Annotated in this window: 20 protein-coding genes and 1 pseudogene; 10 read left to right on the top strand and 11 right to left on the bottom strand. The window is 72.0% G+C overall.

What is annotated here, in order from left to right; translation table 11 throughout:
* Positions 1-20: 20 nt before the first annotated feature.
* Positions 21-941 (bottom strand): MHYT domain-containing protein, encoded by a 921-nt coding sequence (locus OIE74_RS29830; RefSeq protein ID WP_329389068.1) that lies wholly within the window; start codon positions 939-941, stop codon positions 21-23.
* Positions 942-1,176: 235 nt separating this feature from the next.
* Between OIE74_RS29830 and OIE74_RS29825 the strand changes: the two genes are divergently transcribed.
* The 4 genes from OIE74_RS29825 (at position 1,177) to OIE74_RS29810 (ending at position 4,652) form a co-directional block, all read left to right on the top strand.
* Positions 1,177-2,085 carry a glycerophosphodiester phosphodiesterase gene (locus OIE74_RS29825; protein ID WP_329389065.1) on the top strand — a complete coding sequence of 303 codons (909 nt, stop codon included), beginning with the start codon at positions 1,177-1,179 and terminating at the stop codon, positions 2,083-2,085.
* Positions 2,086-2,143: 58 nt separating this feature from the next.
* Positions 2,144-2,686 (top strand): methylated-DNA--[protein]-cysteine S-methyltransferase, encoded by a 543-nt coding sequence (locus OIE74_RS29820; protein ID WP_329389063.1) that lies wholly within the window; start codon positions 2,144-2,146, stop codon positions 2,684-2,686.
* A gap of 105 nt (positions 2,687-2,791) precedes the next feature.
* Positions 2,792-3,700: a pseudouridine-5'-phosphate glycosidase gene (locus OIE74_RS29815; RefSeq protein ID WP_329389061.1), complete on the top strand. Its 909-nt coding sequence runs from the start codon at positions 2,792-2,794 to the stop codon at positions 3,698-3,700.
* A 7-nt stretch (positions 3,701-3,707) separates the two neighbouring features.
* Positions 3,708-4,652: a carbohydrate kinase family protein gene (locus OIE74_RS29810; protein ID WP_329389059.1), complete on the top strand. Its 945-nt coding sequence runs from the start codon at positions 3,708-3,710 to the stop codon at positions 4,650-4,652.
* Here OIE74_RS29810 and OIE74_RS29805 read toward each other — a convergent pair.
* Positions 4,649-5,306, bottom strand: a pseudogene (locus OIE74_RS29805) (uridine kinase). The gene OIE74_RS29810 and the pseudogene OIE74_RS29805 overlap by 4 nt on opposite strands.
* A gap of 101 nt (positions 5,307-5,407) precedes the next feature.
* The gene (locus OIE74_RS29800) at positions 5,408-6,781 is read right to left on the bottom strand and encodes an amidohydrolase (protein ID WP_329389057.1); all 1,374 of its coding nucleotides are present in this window, start codon (positions 6,779-6,781) and stop codon (positions 5,408-5,410) included.
* Positions 6,782-6,953: 172 nt separating this feature from the next.
* Here OIE74_RS29800 and OIE74_RS29795 point away from each other — a divergent pair, with 172 nt between their 5' ends.
* The 3 genes from OIE74_RS29795 to OIE74_RS29785 all read left to right on the top strand — a co-directional run bounded on the left by OIE74_RS29795 (position 6,954) and on the right by OIE74_RS29785 (position 9,594).
* Entirely contained in the window at positions 6,954-7,448 is a 495-nt protein-coding gene (locus OIE74_RS29795) for a DUF3574 domain-containing protein (RefSeq protein ID WP_443076267.1), read from the top strand.
* A gap of 52 nt (positions 7,449-7,500) precedes the next feature.
* The gene (locus tag OIE74_RS29790) at positions 7,501-8,034 is read left to right on the top strand and encodes a hypothetical protein (protein WP_329389055.1); all 534 of its coding nucleotides are present in this window, start codon (positions 7,501-7,503) and stop codon (positions 8,032-8,034) included.
* A 375-nt stretch (positions 8,035-8,409) separates the two neighbouring features.
* Positions 8,410-9,594, top strand: coding sequence for a S1 family peptidase (locus tag OIE74_RS29785; protein ID WP_329389053.1), 1,185 nt, complete (start codon positions 8,410-8,412; stop codon positions 9,592-9,594).
* An 87-nt stretch (positions 9,595-9,681) separates the two neighbouring features.
* On the opposite strand, the gene OIE74_RS29780 is transcribed toward OIE74_RS29785, so the two are convergent.
* The 4 genes from OIE74_RS29780 to OIE74_RS29765 form a co-directional block, all read right to left on the bottom strand.
* The gene (locus OIE74_RS29780) at positions 9,682-10,134 is read right to left on the bottom strand and encodes a hypothetical protein (protein WP_329389051.1); all 453 of its coding nucleotides are present in this window, start codon (positions 10,132-10,134) and stop codon (positions 9,682-9,684) included.
* Between the two features lie 45 nt (positions 10,135-10,179).
* Complete coding sequence (locus OIE74_RS29775; RefSeq protein ID WP_329389049.1) at positions 10,180-11,433, bottom strand: SWIM zinc finger family protein; 1,254 nt, start codon at positions 11,431-11,433, stop codon at positions 10,180-10,182.
* A complete protein-coding gene (locus tag OIE74_RS29770) occupies positions 11,430-14,420 on the bottom strand; it encodes a DEAD/DEAH box helicase (protein WP_329389047.1) in 2,991 nt (996 codons plus the stop codon). Before OIE74_RS29770 ends, OIE74_RS29775 begins: the two co-directional genes overlap by 4 nt.
* Positions 14,421-14,583: 163 nt before the next feature.
* The gene (locus OIE74_RS29765) at positions 14,584-15,081 is read right to left on the bottom strand and encodes a DoxX family protein (RefSeq protein WP_329389045.1); all 498 of its coding nucleotides are present in this window, start codon (positions 15,079-15,081) and stop codon (positions 14,584-14,586) included.
* A gap of 152 nt (positions 15,082-15,233) precedes the next feature.
* On the opposite strand from OIE74_RS29765, the gene OIE74_RS29760 reads away from it, so the two are divergent.
* Positions 15,234-15,587 carry a DUF6343 family protein gene (locus tag OIE74_RS29760; protein WP_329389044.1) on the top strand — a complete coding sequence of 118 codons (354 nt, stop codon included), beginning with the start codon at positions 15,234-15,236 and terminating at the stop codon, positions 15,585-15,587.
* Here the strand turns inward: OIE74_RS29760 and OIE74_RS29755 are convergent.
* The 4 genes from OIE74_RS29755 to rpsA all read right to left on the bottom strand — a co-directional run bounded on the left by OIE74_RS29755 (position 15,556) and on the right by rpsA (position 19,498).
* Positions 15,556-15,921 (bottom strand): tetratricopeptide repeat protein, encoded by a 366-nt coding sequence (locus OIE74_RS29755; protein ID WP_189108605.1) that lies wholly within the window; start codon positions 15,919-15,921, stop codon positions 15,556-15,558. The genes OIE74_RS29760 and OIE74_RS29755 overlap by 32 nt on opposite strands.
* A gap of 107 nt (positions 15,922-16,028) precedes the next feature.
* Positions 16,029-16,646 (bottom strand): dephospho-CoA kinase, encoded by a 618-nt coding sequence (coaE, locus tag OIE74_RS29750; RefSeq protein ID WP_329389040.1) that lies wholly within the window; start codon positions 16,644-16,646, stop codon positions 16,029-16,031.
* Positions 16,647-16,705: 59 nt separating this feature from the next.
* Complete coding sequence (locus OIE74_RS29745; RefSeq protein ID WP_329389037.1) at positions 16,706-17,644, bottom strand: PAC2 family protein; 939 nt, start codon at positions 17,642-17,644, stop codon at positions 16,706-16,708.
* Positions 17,645-17,974: 330 nt separating this feature from the next.
* Positions 17,975-19,498, bottom strand: coding sequence for a 30S ribosomal protein S1 (gene rpsA / locus OIE74_RS29740; RefSeq protein WP_329389035.1), 1,524 nt, complete (start codon positions 19,496-19,498; stop codon positions 17,975-17,977).
* Between the two features lie 386 nt (positions 19,499-19,884).
* On the opposite strand from rpsA, the gene OIE74_RS29735 reads away from it, so the two are divergent.
* On the top strand, positions 19,885-20,724 hold the full coding sequence (locus OIE74_RS29735) for a class I SAM-dependent methyltransferase (RefSeq protein WP_329389034.1): 840 nt from the start codon (positions 19,885-19,887) through the stop codon (positions 20,722-20,724).
* Between the two features lie 4 nt (positions 20,725-20,728).
* Positions 20,729-23,284 carry an ATP-dependent helicase HrpB gene (gene hrpB / locus OIE74_RS29730; RefSeq protein ID WP_329389032.1) on the top strand — a complete coding sequence of 852 codons (2,556 nt, stop codon included), beginning with the start codon at positions 20,729-20,731 and terminating at the stop codon, positions 23,282-23,284.
* The last annotated feature ends 36 nt before the right edge of the window (positions 23,285-23,320 follow it).

Genomic DNA, 23,320 nt, shown 5'->3' with positions numbered 1-23,320 from the left:
CACTGACAGTCGGGTGTGGATCACCAGTCGTGGACGCCCCGCGACCCGCCCCCGGACCGCCTGGACACCGTCTCCTCGGCGGTTTCCCCGTACGTGGGCTCCCGTCGCGCCCGCTGGGCCGGAACGCCGGGCAGGGACCGCTCGTGGGGCCCTCGGCCCGCCCGGCCCCGGGGCAGCGGGGCGCGCCCCGCCCGGCCGCCCATCACCATCAGCGGGTCGAAGATCACGACGACGGCCGCCAGCAGCAGGAAGACCCCGGGCCCCACCAGCATGGGCCCGAGCAGCGTGGCCGCGGGCTCGCCCCCTTCGGCTCCCTCGGCGGGGCCGCCGGACGTCCGCAGATGGACGTGGACGGCCGCCATGCCCGTGTAGTGCATGCCCGTGACGGCGACGCCCATCGCCAGACTGGCGGCCATGCTCAGCAGCAGTCCGTGCACGGACGCGGCGGCCCAGAGCGCCGTGGTGGCCGCCACGACGGCTATGACGACCGAGCCGCCGACGGTCAGCGTGTCGTATTCGAGGCTGCCCCGCAGCCGCATCCCGGCCATGCCCAGGTAGTGCATGCTCGCGATGCCGAGGCCGGTGACGGTGCCGCCGGTGACCAGGGCCATCGTGGTCGCGCCCCGGTATCCCACGATGAAGAGCCCGACACCGACCATGACGATCGCGAGGCCGAGGCTGGCGAAGGTCGTGGCCCGGTCGTAGGTGACGGGCGTCTCCGCGACGCTGAAGCCGGTCATGGCGATGAAGTGCATCGTCCACACGCCCGAGCCGATCGCGATGGCGGCGAGCGCGAGCCAGCCGGCCTCCCGGCCGCGTTCCGGGGTGTGCAGGGATCTGATGGCGCAGCGCAGGCCCAGAGCGCCGCCGAGGCAGGCCATGAGGAAGGCCGCCACGGGGGTGATCAGGCCGTAGCTGAATCCGTCGGTGGTGCCCTGCATGCGGTACGCCCTTCGCTCCTGATGAGCCGTCTGCGGAAGCGCTGGTTCGGGGGCGAGGGTATGACCAGCGGCACGGCAAGCAAACATCAGGTCACCCTTTTGTCGACTTGGAGACCGCCTCGGGGCCTGCCTCGGGCGCATTCCGTTCACGTTGTGGCCAACCTTCGCCTGTCGCGTGTTGGCCGCCGGCTGTCACTCTCGGCCCGTCTGTGCTGGATCGACGCTAGGAGTCCACGTGTACGCACGCACCTCTGTGACCGCGACCGTCGCGCTGCTGGGAGCCGCCGCGCTGATTCTGCCGGGAACCACGTCGGCCGCCGCACCGCGCGCCACGGCCCCGGAGAGCTCCGCCGCGTCTGCCCGTCAGGGCGCCGACCCGCTGGTCATCGCGCACCGCGGCGCCTCCGCCTACGCCCCGGAGAACACGCTCGCCGCCGTCGACAAGGCCGAGGAACTGGGCATCGACTGGGTGGAGAACGACGTCCAGCGTACGAAGGACGGTGAGCTGGTCGTCCTGCACGACACCGACCTGAAGCGGACCACCGACGTCGAGCAGGTCTTCCCCGACCGGGCTCCCTGGAATGTGAAGGACTTCACCGCGGCGGAGATCGCGCGGCTGGACGCGGGCAGCTGGTTCGGCGCCGAGTGGGCGGGCGCGCGGGTGCCGACGCTGAAGCAGTATCTGGACACCGTCGAGGAGAACCGCCAGAAGCTTCTTCTGGAGATCAAGGCCCCCGAGCTGTACCCGGGCATCGAGAAGGACACCCTGCGCGTCCTGCGCGCGGAGGGCTGGCTCGACCGCTCGCACGTCAAGAACAAGCTCGTCATCCAGAGCTTCGGCGCGGACAGCGTGAAGGCCGTGCACGCGCGGCGGCCCGACGTGACCACCGGATTCCTCGGTACGCCGGCGGTCGCGGACCTGCCCTCGTACGCGAAGTTCACCGACCAGATCAACCCGACGCACTCCACGCTGACCGCCGAGTACGTGACCGCCGTGCACCGGCTGAAGGGCGCGCACGGCAAGCGGCTCCAGGTCAGCACCTGGACGGTCAACGACGCCGCGGGCGCGCTGCGCGTGGCCGGATTCGGCGTGGACGGCATCATCACCAACAACCCCGACGTGGTGCGGGACGCGGTGGGCTGACCGGCGTCGCTCCACAGGTCGGGGCCCGTTGTCAGTGCCGGGTCGTAGCGTGGTGGGCATGAACAGCAACGCGCAGTCCGTGGAGTGGGCCGTCGTCGGAAGCGACATCGGCCCGCTGCTGCTGGCCGCCACCGGTGAAGGACTTGTGACAGTTGTCTTCCACGCCACGACCGGGCGGCGGGAGACGGCACTTCGGCAGCTGAAGGGTCGGCTCGGCGCCGAGCCCGTCGAGGATCCGGCGGGCCGGCTGGCCGAGCCGATACGTCAGCTGGCGGCCTTCTTCGACGGCACGCTCCGGGAGTTCGAGCTGCCGCTCGACTGGTCGCTGTCGGGCGGCTTCAACCGGCAGGTGCTGCGGGAGCTGGCGGCCGGCGTTCCGTACGGCACGGTCGTCGGGTACGGGGATCTGGCCGACCGGGTGGGCAGTCCGGGCGCGGCCCAGGCGGTCGGCGCCGCGATGGGGTCCAACCCGCTGCCGATCGTGGTGCCGTGCCACCGGGTGGTGGAGAGCGGCGGCGGGCTGGGCGGCTTCGGGGGCGGCCTGGAGACCAAGCGGCGACTGCTGGCGCTGGAAGGTGTGCTGCCCGCGCCGTTGTTCTGACGCGTCTGCGGTCGAGCCCGGCGCTTGGGCTGGGGTGTCCGGGTGCTCGGTGCTCAGGTGCTCGGCCGACGTTTGCGGGGCCCCGTCCCGTGCCAGGGATGGGACATGCCTGACACGACACTGCTGCTCTCCCCCGAGGTGCGGGAGGCTCTCGACGCGCGCCGGCCCGTGGTCGCCCTGGAGTCGACGATCATCGCGCACGGTCTGCCGCGACCGCGCAATCTGGCCGTCGCCGAGGAGCTGGAAGCGCTGGTACGGTCCGGCGGCGCCGTCCCCGCCACCGTCGCCGTGCTGGACGGCCGGGCTCATGTGGGCCTGGACAAGGACCAGTTGGAGCGGGTCGCCGGGGATCCGTCCGTCCGGAAGCTGGGCCACCGCGACCTGGCGCCCGCGCTCGCGACGGGAGCGAGCGGTGCGACGACCGTCTCCGCGACGGCCTTTCTCGCCGCCCGCGCCGGGATCCGGGTCTTCGCGACCGGCGGCCTGGGCGGTGTCCACCGCGACTGGACCAGGGCGCAGGACGAGTCGGCGGACCTTCGGTTGCTGGCCCAGACCCGGATCACGGTGGTCTGCGCGGGGGTGAAGTCGATCCTCGACGTACCGGCGACCTTGCAGCGTCTGGAGACCCTGGGCGTCGGGATCCTCGGGTACGGCACGGAGCGCTTCCCGGGCTTCTACCTGACGTCGTCCGGGGAGCCCGTCGACTGGACGGTCCGCACTCCGGAGGAGGTCGCGGCGGTGATGGCGGCGCAGGACGCGCTCGGCGGGCCGGAGGCCGCCCTGATCGTCGCCAATCCCGTGCCGGAGGCGGAACAGCTCGATCCGGATTTGCACGACCGGGTGCTCGCCGAGGCCTTGTCGGACTGCCGGGAGCAGGGCATCGGCGGGCAGGCAGTCACGCCGTTCCTGCTGGGTGAGCTGATGCGACGTACGGGCGGCGCGTCCCTGGAGGCGAATCTGGCGGCCGTACGTGGCAACGTGCGGCTGGCCGCGCTGATCGCGGCGGCGCGGTGAGTGTGCGGTGAGCGGTGCGACCAGGACCGGTGGCGCGGGTGCGCCGGATGCGCCGGATGCGCCGGGTGCGTTGCTGATCGTCGGGGACGTCGTCACCGACGTGGTGGCCCGGCACCGTACGCCGCTCGCGCACGGCACGGACACCGCCGCCGAGATCCGCACCCTGCCGGGCGGCGCGGGGGCCAACGCGGCGTGCTGGGCGGCGGCCACGGGGTGCGCGGACGTCCGGCTGCTCGGCCGGGTCGGCACGGACGCCGCCGCGTGGCACGAGGGACAACTGCGAGCGGCCGGTGTCCGGCCGCTGCTCGTCGCCGACGACGAGGCACCGACCGCCACCGTCGTCTCACTGGTCGACGCCTCCGCCGAACGCACCTTCCTCACCGACAGCGGCGCCGTCCTGCGCCTCTGCGCCGCCGACTGGTCGGACGCGCTGCTCGACGGGGTGAGCAGACTGCACATCTCCGGCTATCTCTTCTTCGCCGCCACGAGCCGCCACGTGGTGCGCGCCGCCGTGCGGTCGGCGGTCGCACGTGACGTGCCGGTGAGCGTGGACCCGGCGTCGGCGGGGTTCATCACGCGCCTCGGGCCCGAGGTGTTCCTGGCGGCTGCCGACGGTGTTGGGGTGCTCCTGCCGAACGCTGACGAGGCCCGGCTGCTCACCGGCGTCCCGGACGCCGAGAAGGCGGCGGCCGAACTGAGCCGCCGTTTCCCGCTGGTCGTGGTGACGCTGGGACCCGGCGGCGCGCTGGTGGCGTCGGACGGAGCCGTAACGGCCCGCGTCCCGGCCCACCCCGCGCGGGCGGTCGACTCCACCGGCGCGGGCGACGCCTTCAACGGCGGCTTCCTCGCCGCCCTGTTGACGGGCGCGGATCCCGCGGCGGCAGCGACCGCTGGCTGCCGGGCAGGCGCCCTGTCGGTCACTCTGACGGGCGGCCGTCCACCGGTGCCCTAGGGCGTGTCTTTCGGATCTTGCCGGAGAGCCCAGGCAGGGTGGCGCGGGGTCGTCCGCGCGTACGACGACATCGGCGGTCTCCGCCGGACCGACCTCCCGTTCGTACCGCTCGAAGGCTGGCAGCGTCCACTGCTCGCTCTCGTCGGTGCGACGGCGGAGCGCGGCCGGTGACAGCCGCAGATGCACCGTGAGGTCGAACGGGAACCAGTGCCCGAGCAGCAGCGGCCCGTGCACCAACAGCACACCGCCCGGAGGGAGTTCGACGCGCCGGCTGCGGGTGGCGCGATCGGTCGCGGGATCCCAGAGATCCGGCAGGACCCGCCCCGTCCCACCCGCCTCCACCGGCCCGAACACCTCCCGCCACAGTGCGCCCGTGTCGAACCAGCCGTCGTAGTACGAGTCGGGCTCGTGCCGCCCGTACTCGTACCGCAGCGACGCGGGCCGCAGGAAGCCGCCCGTCCCGACGACGAGTACCGAGCGGCCCCGCAGCCGCAGGGCGTCGGCGAGCGCTTCGGCCGGTACGCCGGGGTGCGCGGCGGGAGCGCCGTCCACAGCGATTCTCAGCCAGGGGCTCCCGTCGTCGGCCTTGGTCTCCATGGCACGCTCGGCCAGGGCGTCGGTCAGCCGCTCCCAGGTGATCGCTTCGAGTCTCACCGGACCATCATGGTCCAGGGGCGGAGCCGTACGACGCGGTACATGCGACAGGCGCGTACGGGACCTGGACGGGGCACGCCCCCGTGCCCGAACCGTCGCGTCTACGCCGGGTCGTAGTCCTGGATGCGGCGACCGTGGCCACGGTCCGTCAACGCCGGTAGCCGGCTGGTCAGTTCCCCGACGATCTGCGGGAGGTCGAGCGTCAGCAGCCTTCGGTCGCGCATCAGGATCCGCCCGTCCACGATCGTGGTCAGCACATCGGCGGAGCGGGCGCTGAAGACGAGAGTCGCGGCGTGGTCGTGGACCGGCTGGGTGTGCGGTCCCGTCAGATCCACCAGGATCAGATCGGCGCGCCGTCCCGGAGCCAGTACGCCGATCCGGTCGCCGAGGCCGACCGCCTGAGCGCTCTGGGTGGTGGCGTGGTCGAGGGCCTGACGCGCCGTCAGCCAGGAGGGGTCGCGCTCCGCCGACTTCTGGGTGAGCCCGGTGAGCGTCATGCTCTCCCAGATGTCGAGGGTGTTGTTCGACGCCGCCCCGTCCGTCGCCAGGCCGACGGGCACGCCGATCGAGGCCAGCGCGCGCATCGGAGTCATGTCCCAGCCGAACTTGAGATAGCCCTTGGGCGCGGTGGCGAACGCGATATGCCCGGCGCCGCGCCCGAGTACGGCGAGATCGTCGTCGGTGAGCCCGGTGCCGTGGGCCACCAGCAGGTCGACGTCGAGCAGCCCGGCACGCCGCAGGGCCTCGATGGGCGTGTGGCCGTGCGCGGCGACGCTCGCGGCGGTCTGGTCCTTGTTCTCCGAGGCGTGGATGTGCACCAACAGACCGTGCTCGCGGGCGAGTTCGGCGGTGGCGGCCAGATCGTCGTCGCTCACCGTGTACGGGGCGTGCGGCGCCAGGGACGTGGTGATCCGTCCGTCGGCGGCGCCCCGCGCCCGCAGCGCGAAGTCGAGCGACCGCTCCCGTCCGGCGGCGCCCTCGCTGGAGAAGTAGCCCCAGCCGAGGTTGGCCCGCAGCCCGCTCGCCTCGGTGGCGGCGGCGACCGCGTCCATGGAGAAGTAGTGGTCCGCGAAGGTGGTGACCCCGCCGCGGATCATCTCGGCGCAGGCGAGCAGGGCGCCGAGTTCGATGTCGCGGTCGGTGAGATTGACTTCGATGGGCCAGATCCAGTCGTTGAACCACTCCTCGATCGGCACGTCCTCGGCGACGCCGCGCAGGGCCACCATGGGTGTGTGCGTATGGCAGTTGATCAGTCCGGGCATGGCGAGCTGCCCGCGCGCGTCGACGCGTTCGACGGCGGGCAGAGCGGCGACGGCCTCCGGTGCCGTGATCGACTCGATGACGCCGTCGCGTACGACGATCGCGCTGTTCTCGACGAAGCCGATACCACCGGCCCCATGGGGGTCGTCGTGCGTCAGCGTGGTGCAGCCGGTGATGACGAGATCGGCGGGGCGGCTCTCGGGAGCGGTGGTCATCGCAGCAACGTACTTCGTGCGAAGGGGGCGGTCATGCACTCATGCGGGTGGTTTCCGGTCGGATCCGGTGTCTCGACGGGGTGATGTGGCGGTTGATCGCGCGTGTGAATCCGCATGTGAGGGCCCTCCGTGCGGACCTTCCGAGAGAGAGCGACCTCCCGCCGTGCGGAACGTGCCGACCACGCCGAAGACATCCCGGCTCACCAGCCCCCGTACCCCGAGGCAGCTGGCGTGGCTCGCCGTCGCGGCGGCCTCGGTCGCCGTACTGGGCGTCGGAGCCCCGGCGGCGTACGCGAGCCTCGACAGCCGGCAGCCCTCGGCCGGGACCGACCGCGGCGCGGCGTATGTCGAGACGCGGCTCTTCTTCGGTACCGAACGGCCCGACGGCGAACCGGATGTGACCGACCGTCAGTTCATGGCGTTCATCGACCGCCATGTCACTCCGGAGTTTCCGTCCGGGCTGACGATCCAGGAGGGCCGGGGCCAGTGGCGCGACTCCAACGGCACGATCGAACGCGAGCGTTCGTACGAGCTGATCCTGCTGTACCCGGCGTCGGAGGCGACGTCGCGCGACGCCCGGATCGAGCGGATCCGGGCCGCCTACGTCCGTACTCATGCCCAGGACTCCGTGGCGAGGCTGGACGAACGGACGCTCGCCGACTTCTGAGCGATACGGGCGCAGAGCCGTAAACCCCGTCCCCAGCGGGCATTTCACCTCCATGACGGTTCGCCCACTGCTCCTCCTCGACGTCGACGGCCCCCTCAACCCGTACGCCGCCCGGCTGACCCGGCCGCGCGGGTACACGACCCACCATCTGCGCCCGTCGAACTGGCTCTCCCGTCAGGCGCCGGGATCCCGGCGCCACAGACGCGGGCTGCGGGTACGCCTCAACCCCGCCCACGGCCGGATACTCACCGAGCTGCCCTTCGAACTGGCCTGGGCCACCACCTGGATGCACGAGGCCAACACCATGATCGCGCCGGCCGTCGGGCTGCCGGGCGATCTGCCGGTGATCGAGTGGCCCGAGCTCTTCGCGAAGGACCCGGACGGTCTCTACTGGAAGACCCGGCCGCTGGTCGAATGGGCGGACGGCAGACCGTTCGCGTGGGTCGACGACATGATCACCGACCTGGACACGACGTACGTCTCGACCCATCACGACGGCCCGGCGCTCCTTCTGCGCATCCACCCGCGACGCGGTCTGCGGGAGCGGGACTTCGCGACGCTGGTGCGGTGGGCGGAGTTGCTGTGACCCGCTCCCGCGGGGGACGCGGGTGGCCGACATGACCTCCTGGGGAGGGTGTCAAGGGGTTCAGATTCTTGAGAGGGCGTTCACCGCCTGACTCCTGCAACGCTGTAAAGCCCGCTGTCAAGGGTCTGTTGGGGACTCTCGTGCCCGTTCGGGCACCCGTCGGAACACTCCGTTTCAACCCGCCAGGACCCTCCCGACCAGGCGAATCGAGACTTGCCCAGATTCCGTTCCACCATTGGCATGGACCTGTTCTTGATCCTTGGATACGCTCCGGCCGAGGCGAATGAGAGCGCTCTCACTCGCCCTCTGTTGCACTGTTCCGCTGTCCCACTGTTCCAACCCCACGATCGCTGGAACAACCGAAGGGCGAATGCCTTGAGACGCAAGACAGTTGTAAGCACCGGTCTGTCCGCACTCCTCCTCGTCGGCACCTGGGCGGCGGCCGGGCTCGCGCCCGCGTCGGCCGCCACTCCCGACTCGGCCTCGACATCGATGTCAGCTTCGGCGTCAGCATCGAAGGCGGCGCCCGCCGCGTCCGCCGGCCTGCTCACCGCCATGCAGGAAGAATTCGGTCTGACGAAGACTCAGGCCGTGGCGCGGCTCGCCGCCGAGAAGACGGCGACCGCCATCGACGGCAAGGCGCAGAAGGTGGCGGGAGCGTCGTACGGCGGCTCCTGGTTCAGCGCGGCCGACAACAAGCTCACCGTCGCCATCACCGACGACAACAAGGCCGCCGCCGTGCGCGCGACAGGCGCCACGGTCAAGCTCGTGAAGCACAGCGAGCGGGCCCTCGACGCGACCATGAAGCGCATCGACGCGCTCTCCGCGCCGGCCGGCGTCAGCAGCTGGCGCGTCGACCCGAAGACCAACCGGGTCGTGGTGAACGTCCTGGCGTCCGAGAGCGGCGACAAGGCCGTCGCCGGATTCGTCGCCAAGGCCAAGAAGGCCGGTCCGGTGACCGTCGCCGAGACGACCCAGGCCCCGACCACGTTCGCCGCGGGCACCGTGGGCGGTGACCCGTACTACACGGGCAACGTCCGCTGTTCCATAGGCTTCTCGGTGCACGGCGGCTTCGTCACCGCCGGTCACTGCGGCCCGCGCGGCCAGTCCGTGCGCGGCTGGGACAACTCCGCCATCGGCAACTTCCAGGGCTCGTCCTTCCCCGGCAACGACTACGCCTGGGTGAACGTCGCCAACGGCTGGTGGACCGTGCCCGTCGTCCTCGGCTGGGGCACCATCTCGGACCAGCTGGTGCGCGGCTCGAACGCGGCCCCCATCGGCGCCTCGATCTGCCGCTCCGGCTCCACGACGCACTGGCACTGCGGCAACGTCCTCGGCAAGAACGAGACGGTCAACTACGCCCAGGGCGCCGTCCACCAGATGACCAAGACCAGCGTCTGCGCGGAGGGCGGCGACTCGGGCGGCTCGTTCCTCAGCGGCGACCAGGCCCAGGGCGTGACGTCCGGCGGCTGGGGCAACTGCAGCGGCGGCGGCGAGACCTGGTTCCAGCCGATCAACGAAATCCTCAGCACCTACGGCCTGACGCTCCACACCGCCTGACCCCGGCCCCGGCCCCACGCGGGCCAGGCCATCAGGCACAACTGTCGCGGCGGGGGATGCCCATTCCCCCGCCGCGACGGCGATCCGTCAGAGCCCGCCTCGTCCGTGTGCGCCCTTGCCGCCGAAATCGACCCTGCCGATCGCGCCCGTCTGGATGACCGGGCCGTGCACCGTGGCGCCCGTGATCGTGTTGTGGACGTCGATCGCCTGGTACGTCGTGGGTGTTGCGGGGGACAGCTCGTCCAGCAGGGTGCGGAGTTCGGCAGCCGCCGACGGGTCCGCCGCCAGTGCGCGGCGCAGGCGGGTGCGCCACTCGGACTGGACGTCGGCCATCAGGTCTTCGTCCTCGTCGCGGTAGGCCGCGACCAGTTCGGCTCGGCCGGTCTCCAGGTCCTCCTCGACCGAGTCGGGGGTGACCGAGCTCCGGTCCGCGAAGAACGCCACCACCCGGTCGCGTGCCGCCGTCCAGCCCTCCGTTGCCATCTGTTGCACCAGGGCGGTCGCTCCCGCCGCCGCCAGTGCCACCAACTCGGCTTCCACCGCGCCCCCTTGGTCCGTCGGCCGTAACGGAGAAGAGTCTAACGGTCACCGTCCGAGCAGGGCTGTCAGTGCGCCCACCGGGTCCGTGTCCGGGGTGCCGCGGGGCCACCAGTCTTCCTGGTCGGGGTCCGATTCGTAGCCGTACCAGAGGCCGTCGCGGCCGAAGCGGAGTTGGAGCGAGCGCTCGGAGAGACGGTTGCGCCAGGGGCGGAAGTGGGAGAAGTCGGCCGCGATCAGGGCGGGGCGGGCCCGGTCGAAGGGGCCGGCGGGTGGGTCCCAGGGGTCTTCCAGGACGGCCAGGCCCGCGAGGCCGCCCTGGCGCCAGGCGGCGACGGCGCGTGACAGGTCCGTGGGGGTGTGGTCGGTGCCCGACGCAAGGTCGCGGTAGAGAGCGCGGGTGGAGGCGGTGAGGCCGGAGCCCGGGTGGGCGGCGGCCAGGCGGACGGCGTCCTGCCAGGGGGTGAGGCCGGCGACGGGGTCGATACCGGTCGCGAGGAACGTGTGCGCGCGGGCCGCCGCCTCCGTGGCGAGCAGGTCGAGCGCCAGTGGGTCGGGGGCGCCGGGTGTGTGCGGATAGACCGGCGGGCGGCCCGGGTTGGGGGGCAGCGGGAAGGGCGGCGGCAGGGTCCCCAGCGGGTGGGGGGTCACCGCCGCTGCCGCGTCGACCGTGGGCATGGGCGGTGCGGCCGTGCCGCGTTCGGCGGCGGAGCGGGTGGCGTTGCGGCGGGTCAGGTCGGCGAGGATCTCGTGCTCGCCCCGTCCGCGCATCAGGAACAGCACGAACGGGTCCTCGTCGAGCAACCGCGCCGTCTGGTAGCAGAGCGCCGCCGCGTGCTTGCACGGGAATCCGTCGTCGGGACAGGAGCAGTCGGGGGTCAGATCCCCCGCGGTGGGCAGCAGGTCCGCCGTGGCGGCCAGCGCCTGCGGCATGTCCTTGTCGAGAAGGGCGGCGATATGGTCCGGGCGGGCAGCGGCGGTGTCGAGGAGACTTTCCCAGTCGCCGTCGCCGAGGGTGCGCAGGCGGATCTCGGTACGGTACGGGCGCGGCCGGGAGCCGTGCACGTACGCCATCACCCGTCCCGGGGTGACCGTGATCGCGTCCACGTGCCCGCCGTCCGCGTAGGCGCGCCCGCGGCGCAGCCGGGCCGGGTCGAGCGCGGAGTCCGCCATGGACTCCACCCAGGCGTTGCCCCACCAGCTGGTGGCGAAGTCGCCCTCGCCCGCAGCCCGGGGCCGTCGCGGCAGGGCGGGGAACGTACGGCGGCGGTCGTCGTGCCGGGGGACGCGCGGCGCGGTCATGACGGCCTCCGGAGCGAGACCAGATCGGCCAGTTCACGGTCGGTCAGCTCGGTGAGGGCTCCTTCGCCCGAGCCCAGGACGGCGTCGGCCAGGGCGCGCTTGGCGTCGAGCATCTCGGCGATCCGGTCCTCCACCGTGCCCTCCGCGATCAGCCGGTGGACCTGCACGGGCCGGGTCTGGCCGATGCGGTACGCACGGTCGGTGGCCTGCTCCTCGACGGCCGGATTCCACCAGCGGTCGTAGTGCACGACATGGCCGGCCCGGGTGAGGTTGAGGCCGGTGCCCGCCGCCTTGAGCGACAGCAGGAAGACGGGCACCTCGCCGGACTGGAACCGGTCCACCATCCGCTCGCGCTCCGCCACGGGCGTGCCGCCGTGCAGGAGTTGGGACGGGATCGCGCGGGAGGTGAGATGCGCGGCGAGGAGCCGCGCCATCGACACGTACTGCGTGAAGACCAGGACCGAGCCGTCCTCGGTCAGGATCGTGTCGAGCAGTTCGTCGAGCAGGGCGAGCTTGCCGGAGCGGCCGGTGAGTCTGGTCCGGTCCTCCTTCAGATACTGCGCCGGATGGTTGCAGATCTGTTTGAGCGCGGTGAGCAGCTTCATGACGAGACCGCGCCTCGCGATGCCTTCGGCGCTCTCGATGGCGCCCATCGTCTCGCGGACGACGGCCTCGTAGAGAGAGGCCTGTTCGCGGGTGAGCGGCACGGGATGGTCGCTCTCCGTCTTGGGCGGCAGCTCGGGCACGATGCCGGGGTCGGACTTCTTGCGGCGCAGCAGGAAGGGGCGGACCAGCCGGGAGAGCCGTTCCACCGCCTCGTCGCTCGCGGTGGTGCCCGCCGACCCCGCGTGTTCCACGTTCTCCACGACGCGCGCGTGGCGGGCGCGGAAGGACTTGAGCGGGCCGAGGAGTCCGGGGGTCGTCCAGTCGAGGAGTGCCCACAGCTCGGAGAGGTTGTTCTCCACCGGGGTACCGGTCAGGGCGACGCGGGCGGGCGAGGGGATCGTGCGCAGGGCCTTGGCCGTGGAGGAGAACGGGTTCTTGACATGCTGGGCCTCGTCGGCGACGACCATCCCCCAGGTGTGGGCGGCCAGTTCGGGCGCGCTGCCGCGCATCGTGCCGTACGTGGTGAGGACGAACCCGTCCGTCACGCCGTCGAGCGTGCGGCCGGAGCCGTGGAAACGGTGGACGGGGACGCCGGGCGCGAAGCGGGTGATCTCCCGCTGCCAGTTGCCGAGGAGCGAGGCGGGGCAGACGACGAGTGTGGGGACCGGGCGTGCGCGGTGCAGATGGAGCGCGATGACGGTGATCGTCTTGCCGAGGCCCATGTCGTCGGCGAGACAGCCGCCGAGACCGAGTGACGTCATCAGGTCGAGCCAGGCGAGACCGCGCAGCTGGTAGTCGCGCAGGGTGGCGTCCAGGGCTGCGGGCTGCGGGACGGCCGCCGAGCCGGCGACGAGCCGGTCACGCAGGACCGCCAGCGCGCCAGTCGGGACGGCGTCGACCGTCTCGCCCTCGACCTCGGCCGAGCCGGTGAGGGCGACGGCCAGCGCGTCGACCGGGTCGAGCAGGCCCAGCTCCCGCTTGCGCGCCTTCCTCACGAGGTCGGGGTCGATCACCACCCACTGGTCGCGCAGCCGCACGATCGGCCGGTGCGATTCGGCGAGCGCGTCCATTTCCGCCTCGCTGAGCGGATCGCCGTCGAGCGCCAACTGCCAGTTGAACTTGAGCAGTTCGGTGCTGTCGAAGAAGGGTGTGCCGTCGGTGGCCGAGCCGGGCGCGGAACGTACGACGGCGGCGGCCGAGAGCGTACGCGCCAGCTCACGCGGCCAGTGGACGGCCACTCCGGCGGCGGCGAGACTCGCGGCGCCCGGACCGAGCAGTTCGTACAGCTCGTCCTCGGAGAGCGGCAGCACGGCGGGGACGTCGTGCTCCAGCAGCCTGGCGAGCGGCGGCCAGACGCGCGCGGCGCGGCGCAGCGCGAGCAGGGCGTCGATCCGGGCGCGCGGGCCGAAGAGGTCGTCGCCGTCGCCCGCCCAGAGCTGAGCCGCGTCCATGACGAGCGTCGGGTCGGCGAGGCTGTGGATCTGGACGAGGGCGGCCCCGGCACGCCGCTCGGTGCCGGACTCCTCCGGGGTCTCCCGCGGGGACGAGGAGTCGAACAGCTCGTACGCGGACAGGTCGAGGCGCAGCGATACGCGCACCCCGGCGTCCATACCCGCCGCCGCTTCGGCCGCCCAGGAGCGGGCGTGGGGCAGATGCTGCGCGGCCCGCGCGGCGAAGGGCGCGCCCGCGGCGAACGCGGCGGCGGGCGTGCGGGGCAGGGCGTCCGCGACCGCGTCGAGGAAGGCCCGCACCAGCGCCTCCGGCTCGGGCAGCCGCAGCGGGAGCGGACCGGGCAGCGGGACGGCGTGCGCCTCGTACGGCATGGCGGCGGCGATGGCCCGCAACTGGGCGATGTCGTCCGCGTCGAGCGGGCCCGCGCGCCAGGCGTCGTGGTCGGAGGCCGTGAGGCCGGGCAGCAGCTGGCCACGGGCCGCCAGGTGGAGTGCGTGCAGGGCGGCTGCGCCCCAGCAGGCGGCCGAGGGATGGGCCGAGGCGTCGGAGCGGGCACGGACCAGCAGGGGCACGGCGTCGGCGACGGGCATGAGCAGGGCGCGTACGACGCGGGTCGCCACGTCCGTGTGCGGACCGCCGGAGCCGTCCCCGTCGCCGGGATCATGGTGGTCGGCCGGGACCACGACCGTGAGATCGCCCGTGGTGAAGTCGCCCTCGGCGGGCGGCTCCCCCTCCGGCACCCAGAACGCGACACGTCCCTCACGGGGCAGGCCCGCGGGCAGGAAGACCACCGCGCAGCGGGCCGGCGGTGTCGCGGAGCCGGCGGCGTGGGTGCCGACGTTCGTGTCCACGTCCCTGCCGGTGTCCTCAAGAACGACCGAAGCGGCCCGGACAGTCGGCAGCGCGTCGTCCAACGCGTGTCGCGCCATCGTCACCGACTCCTTCCGTCCAGGTCCCCAGGTCGCACACCTGCGAGATCTCGTTACGGCGAGTCTAGGCGGGGGGTCTGACAGTCCCCCCGTCATGCCTGAAGGCCGCATCCTCCAGGGCGCGAGGATGCGGTCTTCAGACGCGACGGCGGGAGGCCATGGATCAGACCCGCCGGCGCACCAGGGCGACGAGTTCCACGGTCTTCTGCCGCCGCACCCACGCGACCACCGCGAAGAGGACGAGAAGGATCACCGGCGTCAGCGCGTTCTGACCGTCGAAGACGGTCACCTGGGTGATGAAGGCGCCGATCATCAGGCCGATGAGCGCGATCGCGGAGGCTCCCGAGAGGATCGGAACGACCAGCGCGACGGCGCCGGCCAGCTCAAGGCCCCCGGTCAGATACATGAACCAGTCGCCGAAGCCGATCTCGTCGAACGACTCGGCCGCCACCGAGTGGCCGATGATCTTGGGCCCGGCGCTCGGGATCGCCATGAACAGCGCGAGGACGATCTGGAGCGTACGGACCACGATGTCCGTACGGCGCGAGAGCCCGCCCCGAGCCTCGCCGACGGCACCGGCCGTGGAAGCGGACCGGACTTCGGAAGGCGACGTGAGCTGCGCGGATGCATCCGGCACGTGAGTGGTCGTAGCCTCGGACATTGGGGGTCTCCTCCGTTGAACACGTGGTGTGTTTTCAAAGAGGTAGACACCCGCCGCGCCTGGAACTCATCGTTCTCCGGGAGGTCGGATCGACGGACTTTCCGACGGGGCGGGCGCGGACCGGGTACGTCATCAACAGGAGGTGCGATGCAATGCGCACCGGAAATGAACCCGTCACCGCGCGCAGTCCGCTGCGGATGCGCTGGTGGCTGAGTGTCTGGGGGCTGTGCTGGTTCACCCTGGGCACGGTCGCCTTCGCGATCGCCGGCCAACCCGGCTGGGCCGCCGCCTGTGGGGTGCTGCTGCTGATCGTCGCCACGGACTTCGTGCTGGTCGTCCGCCATATGCGCCAGGGGTCCCGCTACCAGCCGAGCCGCGACGTACCGCCGTTCGAGGATCACGGCCAACGACGCGGCGGCACCACTGATGAGCGGCCCTGGAGATGGGGGAAGGACAGCGACCGGAACGACGACCTCAGTCGTCGGAGTCGAAACGGGCCGCCTTGAGGTACTCGGGGTTCGGGTCGAGCGCCGCCGCGAGCCTGAAGTGCTTCGTCGCGTGCTCGGGCCGCCCCGCCCGCTCATAGGTACGGGCCAGCGCGAAGTGCGCGAAGGCGTTGTCCGGCTCACGCTCCAGGACCAGCTCGAACTCCAGCTCGGCGGGACGCAGTTGGGCGGCGGCGAAGAACGCGCGGGCGCGCAGCAGCCGGGCCGCCGTGTTCTCGGGATGCGCCGCGATCACCGAGTCCAGCAGCTTGACCGCGCCGCGCGGGTCGCGCGCGGCGAGCAGCTGCTCGGCCGCGCGGTAGTCGATGACGTGGGTCTCCGGGCTCTCGGGCACGGTCGAATCCTTCCCCTCGGTCGCGCGTTCAAGGTCGCACAGGTTGCCGGTATTCCAAAACGGTTCGGTGGCCGAGGACCGGTCGGTGGGCCCGCCGGCGAGGCCCGTCAGCGGTCACTGGGGGCGTCGGCGGTGGCCCGCTCGACCAGCCGCTCCCAGACCTCACGGACCCGCGGCTCCAGCTTCTCCAGCGGCCCGTCGTTGTCGACCACCAGATCGGCGGCCGCGGTGCGCTGCTCTCGGGTGGCCTGCGCCGCCATCCGCGACCTGGCGTCGGACTCGGCCATGCCCCGGAGCCGTACGAGCCGGTCCAGTTGTGTCTCGGGGGACGCGTCCACGACCACGACCAGGTCGAAGAGCCCGGTCAGCCCGTTCTCGACGAGGAGCGGCACATCGTGGACGACGATGTCGTCCTCCCCCGCCGCGCTCTCCAGCTCCGCCGAACGCTCGCGGACCAGGGGATGGACGATGCCGTTCAGGGTGGCGAGCCTGTCGCTGTCGGAGAAGACCAGCGAGCCGAGCTTCGGCCGGTCGAGCCTCCCGTCGGCGGTGAGCACACCGGGCCCGAAGGCTTCGACAACGGCGTCGAGCCCGGGAGTCCCGGGCTCGACGGCCTCTCTGGCGATCTTGTCCGCGTCCACCAGCACCGCGCCGTACGAGACGAGCAGTCGGGATACTTCGCTCTTTCCGGCACCGATTCCGCCGGTCAGGCCCACTTTCAGCATGTCTCGCAGCCTAGAGCGTGCACCGGGCGTTTTACGAGACTGCCGGACGTCCGGACGTCTCAGGAGTCGCCCTCGCGCTCGGCAAGGAACTTCTCGAATTCGAGCCCGATCTCGTCCGCCGACGGCAGCTCCACCGGCTCGGCCACCAGATTGCCCCTGCTCTCGGCCCCGGACACCGCGTCGTACTGATGCTCAAGGCCCTGCACCATCGTCACCAGCTCCTCGTCCCCCTCGCCGAGCTGGCGCTCGATCTCGGTCTGGGTGCGCTGCGCCTCCGTACGGAGGGCGTGCGCGACGCCCGGCAGGACGAGTCCCGTCGCCGCCGTGATGGCCTCCAGCGCGGTCAGCGCCGCGTCCGGGTACGAGGACCGCGCCACGTAGTGCGGGACGTGCGCGGCCACACCGAGAACGTCGTGGCCCGTCTCCATCAGCCGGAACTCGACCAGCGCCTCGGCGCTGCCGGGCACCTGGGCCTCGTCGAAGGGGCTGCGATGGCCCGGCATGAGGTCGGTGCGGTTGCCGTGCGGGGTGATGCCGACGGGGCGCGTGTGCGGGACGCCCATCGGGATGCCGTGGAAGTTGACGGCCAGCCGTACGCCGAGGCGCTCGACGACCTGCGAGACGGCCGCGGCGAAACGCTCCCACTCCACGTCCGGCTCGGGTCCCGACAGCAGCAGGAACGGGGCGCCGGTGGCGTCCTGGACGAGCCGTACCTCCAGTGCCGGCGTCTCGTAGCCCGACCAGCGGTCGCGCCGGAACGTCAGCAGCGGGCGGCGGGCACGGTAGTCGACCAGCCTGTCGTGGTCGAAGCGCGCCACCACCTGGTGAGGCAGCGACTCCAGCAGGTTCTCGACGATCTGGTCGCCGGTCTCACCCGCGTCGATGTAGCCCTCGAAGTGATAGAGCATGACAAGGCCCGCGGACTCCTGCGCGAGCGCCATGTCGACGACTGCCAGGCCCTTGGGCTCCCACTCGTACAAATCCTGCGGATCAAGCACGATTACCGGTCCTCCTCGTGTTCCTCAGGAAGAACGCGCCTCCGGGCGTGAGCATTCCCCGGCGGCGCACCCCGCATCCGGCCGGTGACGGACGGACCGGAACCCGTCCGTGCGGGCACCGTGGGTCCCGGCGCCGGTGGTACGGGAATCAACAGGCCGACAGCGTACGGCACTTGGCCGCCGTTGATCTTCGCGGCCCGGCGATGCGCCCGGGGGTGCCCCGGCGGTGCGGGCATGCGTAAGGCCCGCTCCCCCGGGGAGCGGGCCTTACGTCGAGCTGTCGACCGGTTACGAAAACCGGTCTCCGTAGCCGGTTACGGAGTCAGAGCGTCAGCTCTGGCCACCGGCCAGCTTCTCCCGCAGGGCGGCCAGGGCCTCGTCCGACGCCAGGGCGCCGGAGTTGTCCTGGGACTCCGAGGAGTACGAACCGCCGCCGCCACCGTCACCGTTGCCACCGGAGGCGGCCGGAGCCGCGCCGGCCGGGGCGGCAGCGCCCTCGGCAGCGGCGGCCTCGTCGGCCTCGCGGGACTTGATGACCTGCGCCTGGTGCTGCTCGAAGCGGGTCTGCGCCTCGGCGTACTGGGTCTCCCACACCTCGCGCTGAGCCTCGAAGCCCTCGAGCCAGTCGTTGGTCTCGGGGTCGAAGCCCTCGGGGTAGATGTAGTTGCCCTGGTCGTCGTACGAGGCAGCCATGCCGTACAGCGTCGGGTCGAACTCGACCGAGGCCGGGTCACCGCCGAACGCCTCGTTGGCCTGCTTCAGCGAGAGGCTGATGCGACGGCGCTCCAGGTCGATGTCGATGACCTTGACGAAGATCTCGTCGTTGACCTGGACGACCTGCTCCGGGATCTCCACGTGGCGCTCGGCCAGCTCGGAGATGTGGACCAGACCCTCGATGCCCTCGTCGACGCGGACGAACGCACCGAACGGAACGAGCTTGGTGACCTTGCCGGGAACGACCTGGCCGATCTGGTGCGTCCGGGCGAACTGCTGCCACGGGTCTTCCTGCGTCGCCTTGAGCGACAGGGAGACACGCTCGCGGTCCATGTCCACGTCGAGAACCTCGACGGTGACTTCCTGGCCGACCTCGACAACCTCGGAGGGGTGGTCGATGTGCTTCCAGGAGAGCTCGGAGACGTGCACGAGACCGTCGACACCGCCGAGGTCCACGAACGCACCGAAGTTGACGATCGAGGAAACGACGCCGGAGCGGACCTGGCCCTTCTGCAGGGTCGTGAGGAAGGTCTGGCGAACCTCGCTCTGCGTCTGCTCCAGCCAGGCACGGCGGGACAGGACCACGTTGTTGCGGTTCTTGTCCAGCTCGATGATCTTGGCTTCGAGCTCCTTGCCCACGTAGGGCTGGAGGTCGCGGACGCGGCGCATCTCGACGAGAGATGCCGGCAGGAAGCCACGGAGGCCGATGTCGAGGATGAGTCCACCCTTGACGACCTCGATGACGGTGCCGGTGACGATGCCGTCCTCTTCCTTGATCTTCTCGATCGTGCCCCAGGCGCGCTCGTACTGCGCGCGCTTCTTGGACAGGATGAGCCGGCCTTCCTTGTCCTCCTTCTGGAGAACGAGGGCCTCGATCTCATCGCCCACGGCGACGACCTCGTTGGGGTCGACGTCGTGCTTGATCGAAAGCTCGCGGGACGGGATGACGCCTTCGGTCTTGTAACCGATGTCGAGCAGGACCTCGTCCCGGTCGACCTTCACGATGACGCCGTCGACGATGTCGCCGTCGTTGAAGTACTTGATCGTCTCGTCGATCGCGGCGAGGAATGCTTCCTCGTTACCGATGTCGTTGACCGCAACCTGCGGGGTGGTGGCGGTGGTCTCGGTGCTGCTCGTCATGTGGGTAAAGGCTCCGGTACGGACATTGAGTCGTAGGTACTGCCACGCCGAGAGCCCGTATCGCCATCTGCCGGAAGCCGGACAGCCTGGGAAGCGCCATTCCCGACGAGGAAGGCGCCTCGAACAGCCGAGGGGACCTACAACAGATGCGAGCGCGGCCTGCTACGTCTGAGGCGCGCAAGCCCGCAGCGCAACCTTTAGCATACGGGGGCAGCCGGACACGGTCAATGCGCGAAGGCGCACACCCGGGGCGGAACGCCCCATACCCGGCACAACATTCGTTTCATGAGGCCACAGCGGCCGCACCGTGGCCCCGGTCGCTACCGGCCGACTACGGAGCGGCACAGGCGCGTGCGGCCTCTCCGCACACTACGACGACGGACACGATGAGCCAAGACCAGGCAGAGCATCAGCACACGGAGCGTCAGACGGAGTGGGAGCCCGAGGCCACCCGGCGTGACAGTGACGGCACGGAGAGCAGCCGCGCCAACCGGGGCTGGTGGAACCGGAACGCGGACGACTATCAGATCGAGCACGGCACCTTCCTGGGCGACGACCGGTTCGTGTGGGGGCCCGAGGGGCTGGACGAGGTGGAGGCGGAGCTCCTGGGGCCGCCCGAGTCGCTCAAGGGCCTCGACGTCCTGGAGATCGGGGCGGGCGCGGCGCAGTGTTCGCGCTGGCTGACGAAGCAGGGGGCCCGTCCGGTGGCGCTCGACCTCTCGCACCGGCAGCTCCAGCACGCGCTGCGCATCGGCGACGAGGTGCCTCTTGTGGAGGCGGACGCGGGAGCGCTGCCCTTCGGTGACGGTTCCTTCGACCTGGCGTGCTCCGCGTACGGCGCGATCCCCTTCGTGGCCGATCCGGTGCGGGTGTTCCGCGAGGTGCGGCGGGTGCTGCGGCCGGGCGGGCGCTGGGTCTTCTCGGTCACGCACCCGATCCGCTGGGCGTTCCCCGACGAGCCCGGTCCCGAGGGCCTGTCGGTGTCCGCGTCGTACTTCGACCGCACGCCGTACGTGGAGCAGGACGAGCGGGGGCACGCGATGTACGTCGAGCACCACCGGACGGTGGGTGACCGGGTACGCGACGTGGTGGCGGGCGGTTTCCGGCTCGTCGACCTGGTGGAGCCGGAGTGGCCGGCCTGGAACACCCAGGAGTGGGGCGGCTGGTCGCCGCTGCGCGGGAATCTGATTCCGGGGTCGGCGATCTTCGTCTGCGTACGAGACTGAGGGCGTGATCCGCGAAGACGCCCTCGGCGCCCTGCCCGTCCGTACCGCCCTGCCCGCGCTGGAGGCGGCCCTCGACGGGCCCGGGTGCGCCGTGCTGTGCGCGCCGCCCGGCACGGGCAAGACGACGCTGGTGCCGCTCGTGCTGGCCGGGCTCGTGGGCGTGCACGGCGGCGTGCAGGGACCCCGGCGGCGGGTGGTCGTCGCCGAGCCGCGCCGGATCGCCGCACGTGCGGCGGCCCGCCGGATGGCGTGGCTGCTGGGCGAACGGGTCGGCGGGAGCGTCGGGTTCACGGTGCGCGGGGAGCGCGTGGTGGGACGCGACACGGTGGTGGAGGTGGTGACCACCGGCGTACTGCTCCAGCGGCTCCAGCGCGACCAGGAGCTCAGTGGGGTCGATGTGGTGATCATCGACGAGTGCCACGAACGGCATCTGGACGCCGACACGGTGGCGGCCTTCCTGCTGGACGTACGGGCCACGCTCCGTCCTGGACTGCGGCTGGTGGCCGCGTCCGCGACGACCGACGCCGAGGGGTGGGCGCGGCTGCTGGGGGACGCGCCTGTGGTGGAGGCGCGGGGAGTCACGCATCCTTTGGAGGTCGTGTGGGCACCGCCGTCGCGCCCGGTGCGTCCGCCGCACGGGATGCGCGTCGATCCAGCACTGCTGACGCATATGGGCACGGTGGTGAACAGGGCGCTGGCCGAGCGCGCGGGCGATGTGCTGGTGTTCCTGCCGGGCGTCGGCGAGATCGTCCGGATGGCGAATCTGTTGGGCGACCGGGACAGCCTGGGCGCCGACGTCCTTCAGGTGCACGGCCGGGCCCCGGCGGAGGTGCAGGACGCCGTGCTCGCGGGGCCGGGGGACGGCAACCGCCGCGTCGTACTGGCGACTTCGGTGGCGGAGTCGAGCCTGACGGTGCCGGGCGTCCGGGTGGTGGTCGATTCGGGTCTCGCGCGTGAGCCGCGTACGGACCACGCGCGGGGGCTGAGCGCGCTCACCACCGTGCGGGCCTCACAGGCGACGGCACGCCAGCGCGCGGGACGGGCGGGGCGTGAGGGGCCGGGGGTGGTCTACCGGTGCTGGGAGGAGGCGGAGGACGCGCGGCTCGCGCGGTTCCCGGCGCCCGAGATCAAGGTCGCCGATCTGGCGTCGTTCGCGTTGCAGGCCGCGTGCTGGGGCGATCCGGACGCCTCGGGCCTCGCGCTGCTCGACGCGCCGCCGGCGGGGGCGTTGGCCGCCGCGCGGGCGGTGCTGGCCGCGATCGGGGCGGTCGGCGCCGAGGGCCGGGTGACCGAGCGGGGCGTGCGCATGTCCCGGCTCGGTCTCCATCCGCGGCTGGCCCGCGCCCTGCTCGACGGCGCCCGGGAGGTCGGCGCGCAACGGGCCGCGGAGGTGGTGGCACTGCTGAGCGAGGAGCCGCCGAGGACGTACGGGGACGACCTGGCGGCGGCGTGGCGCAGGGCGAGACGGGGCGGGGACGCGTACGCGCCGCGCTGGCGCCGGGAGGTGCGGAGGCTGGCCTCCGCCGGGGGGCGCGGTCGCGAGGCCGACGACGGTGGCGGCAGCGGCAGCGGTGAGGCGGGCGCGCTGCCGGACGATGCCGTCGTCGGGGTCGTCGCCGCGTACGCCTTCCCCGAGAGGGTGGCGCGCGCCCGTGGCGGCGGCGCGTTCCTCATGGCGTCGGGGACCGGTGCCGAACTGGCCGACGCGTCCGGGCTGCGCAGCGCGCCCTGGCTGGCCGTCTCCGTCGCGGACCGGCCTACGACGGCGGCCTCCGCCCGGGTGCGGCTGGCCGCCGTCATCGACGAGGACACCGCCCGTGACGCCGCCGCGCATCTGCTGGTCTCGGGCGAAGAGGTGCGCTGGGAGGACGGCGATGTCGTCGCCAGACAGGTGCGGCGGCTCGGCGCGATCGAACTGTCCGCGCGGCCGCTGCGCCGGCCCGACCCGGCCCTGGTGCGAGCAGCCCTGCTGGAGGGTCTGCGGCGGGAGGGCCCGGGCGCCCTGCTGCACTGGACGCGTGACGCGCAGGCGCTGCGCGAGCGACTGGGCTTTCTGCGCCGGACGTTGGGCGCTCCGTGGCCGGACGTCTCGGACGCGGCCCTGCTCGACGGCGCCGGTGACTGGCTGGAGCCCGAGTTGTCGAAGGCCGGGCGCCGGGCCGATCTGGCGCGGATCGAGGCGGGCCAGGCGCTGCGGCGGCTGCTGCCGTGGTCGTCGGGGCAGGCGGCGCGGCTGGACGAACTGGCGCCGGAGCGCCTCCAGGTACCGAGCGGATCGCGCGTACGGGTCGACTACGGCGGCGAGCAGCCTGTACTGGCGGTGAAACTCCAGGAGTTGTTCGGTCTGACGGAGACGCCGAAGGTCGCGGGGGTGCCGGTGCTGGTCCATCTGCTGTCCCCCGCCGGGCGCCCCGCGGCCGTCACGGCGGATCTGGCGTCCTTCTGGCGGGAGGGCTACCTCGCCGTACGCGCGGAGCTGCGCGGGCGCTACCCACGCCACCCGTGGCCGGAGGACCCGACACGGGCGGTCGCGACGCGTCGCCTGAAGGACCGGCGGTAGGGCGTGTCCGCGGTCGTAAGCACGCGGCACGAACCG

This window comes from Streptomyces sp. NBC_01716 (assembly GCF_036248275.1).
Classification (GTDB): domain Bacteria; phylum Actinomycetota; class Actinomycetes; order Streptomycetales; family Streptomycetaceae; genus Streptomyces.
The sequence above is the reverse complement of the archived record's forward strand: the minus strand, read 5'-3'. Positions and strand labels throughout refer to the sequence as shown.

Bases quoted from the DNA above. Each gene is read 5' to 3' on its own strand.
- OIE74_RS29830 (WP_329389068.1), bottom strand. From the start codon at position 941: ATGCAGGGCACCACCGACGGATTCAGCTACGGCCTGATCACCCCCGTG.
- OIE74_RS29820 (WP_329389063.1), top strand. From the start codon at position 2,144: ATGAACAGCAACGCGCAGTCCGTGGAGTGGGCCGTCGTCGGAAGCGAC.
- OIE74_RS29815 (WP_329389061.1), top strand. From the start codon at position 2,792: ATGCCTGACACGACACTGCTGCTCTCCCCCGAGGTGCGGGAGGCTCTC.
- OIE74_RS29800 (WP_329389057.1), bottom strand. From the start codon at position 6,781: ATGACCACCGCTCCCGAGAGCCGCCCCGCCGATCTCGTCATCACCGGC.
- OIE74_RS29790 (WP_329389055.1), top strand. From the start codon at position 7,501: ATGACGGTTCGCCCACTGCTCCTCCTCGACGTCGACGGCCCCCTCAAC.
- OIE74_RS29775 (WP_329389049.1), bottom strand. From the start codon at position 11,433: ATGACCGCGCCGCGCGTCCCCCGGCACGACGACCGCCGCCGTACGTTC.
- OIE74_RS29770 (WP_329389047.1), bottom strand. From the start codon at position 14,420: ATGGCGCGACACGCGTTGGACGACGCGCTGCCGACTGTCCGGGCCGCT.
- OIE74_RS29765 (WP_329389045.1), bottom strand. From the start codon at position 15,081: ATGTCCGAGGCTACGACCACTCACGTGCCGGATGCATCCGCGCAGCTC.
- OIE74_RS29760 (WP_329389044.1), top strand. From the start codon at position 15,234: ATGCGCACCGGAAATGAACCCGTCACCGCGCGCAGTCCGCTGCGGATG.
- coaE (WP_329389040.1), bottom strand. From the start codon at position 16,646: ATGCTGAAAGTGGGCCTGACCGGCGGAATCGGTGCCGGAAAGAGCGAA.
- rpsA (WP_329389035.1), bottom strand. From the start codon at position 19,498: ATGACGAGCAGCACCGAGACCACCGCCACCACCCCGCAGGTTGCGGTC.
- OIE74_RS29735 (WP_329389034.1), top strand. From the start codon at position 19,885: ATGAGCCAAGACCAGGCAGAGCATCAGCACACGGAGCGTCAGACGGAG.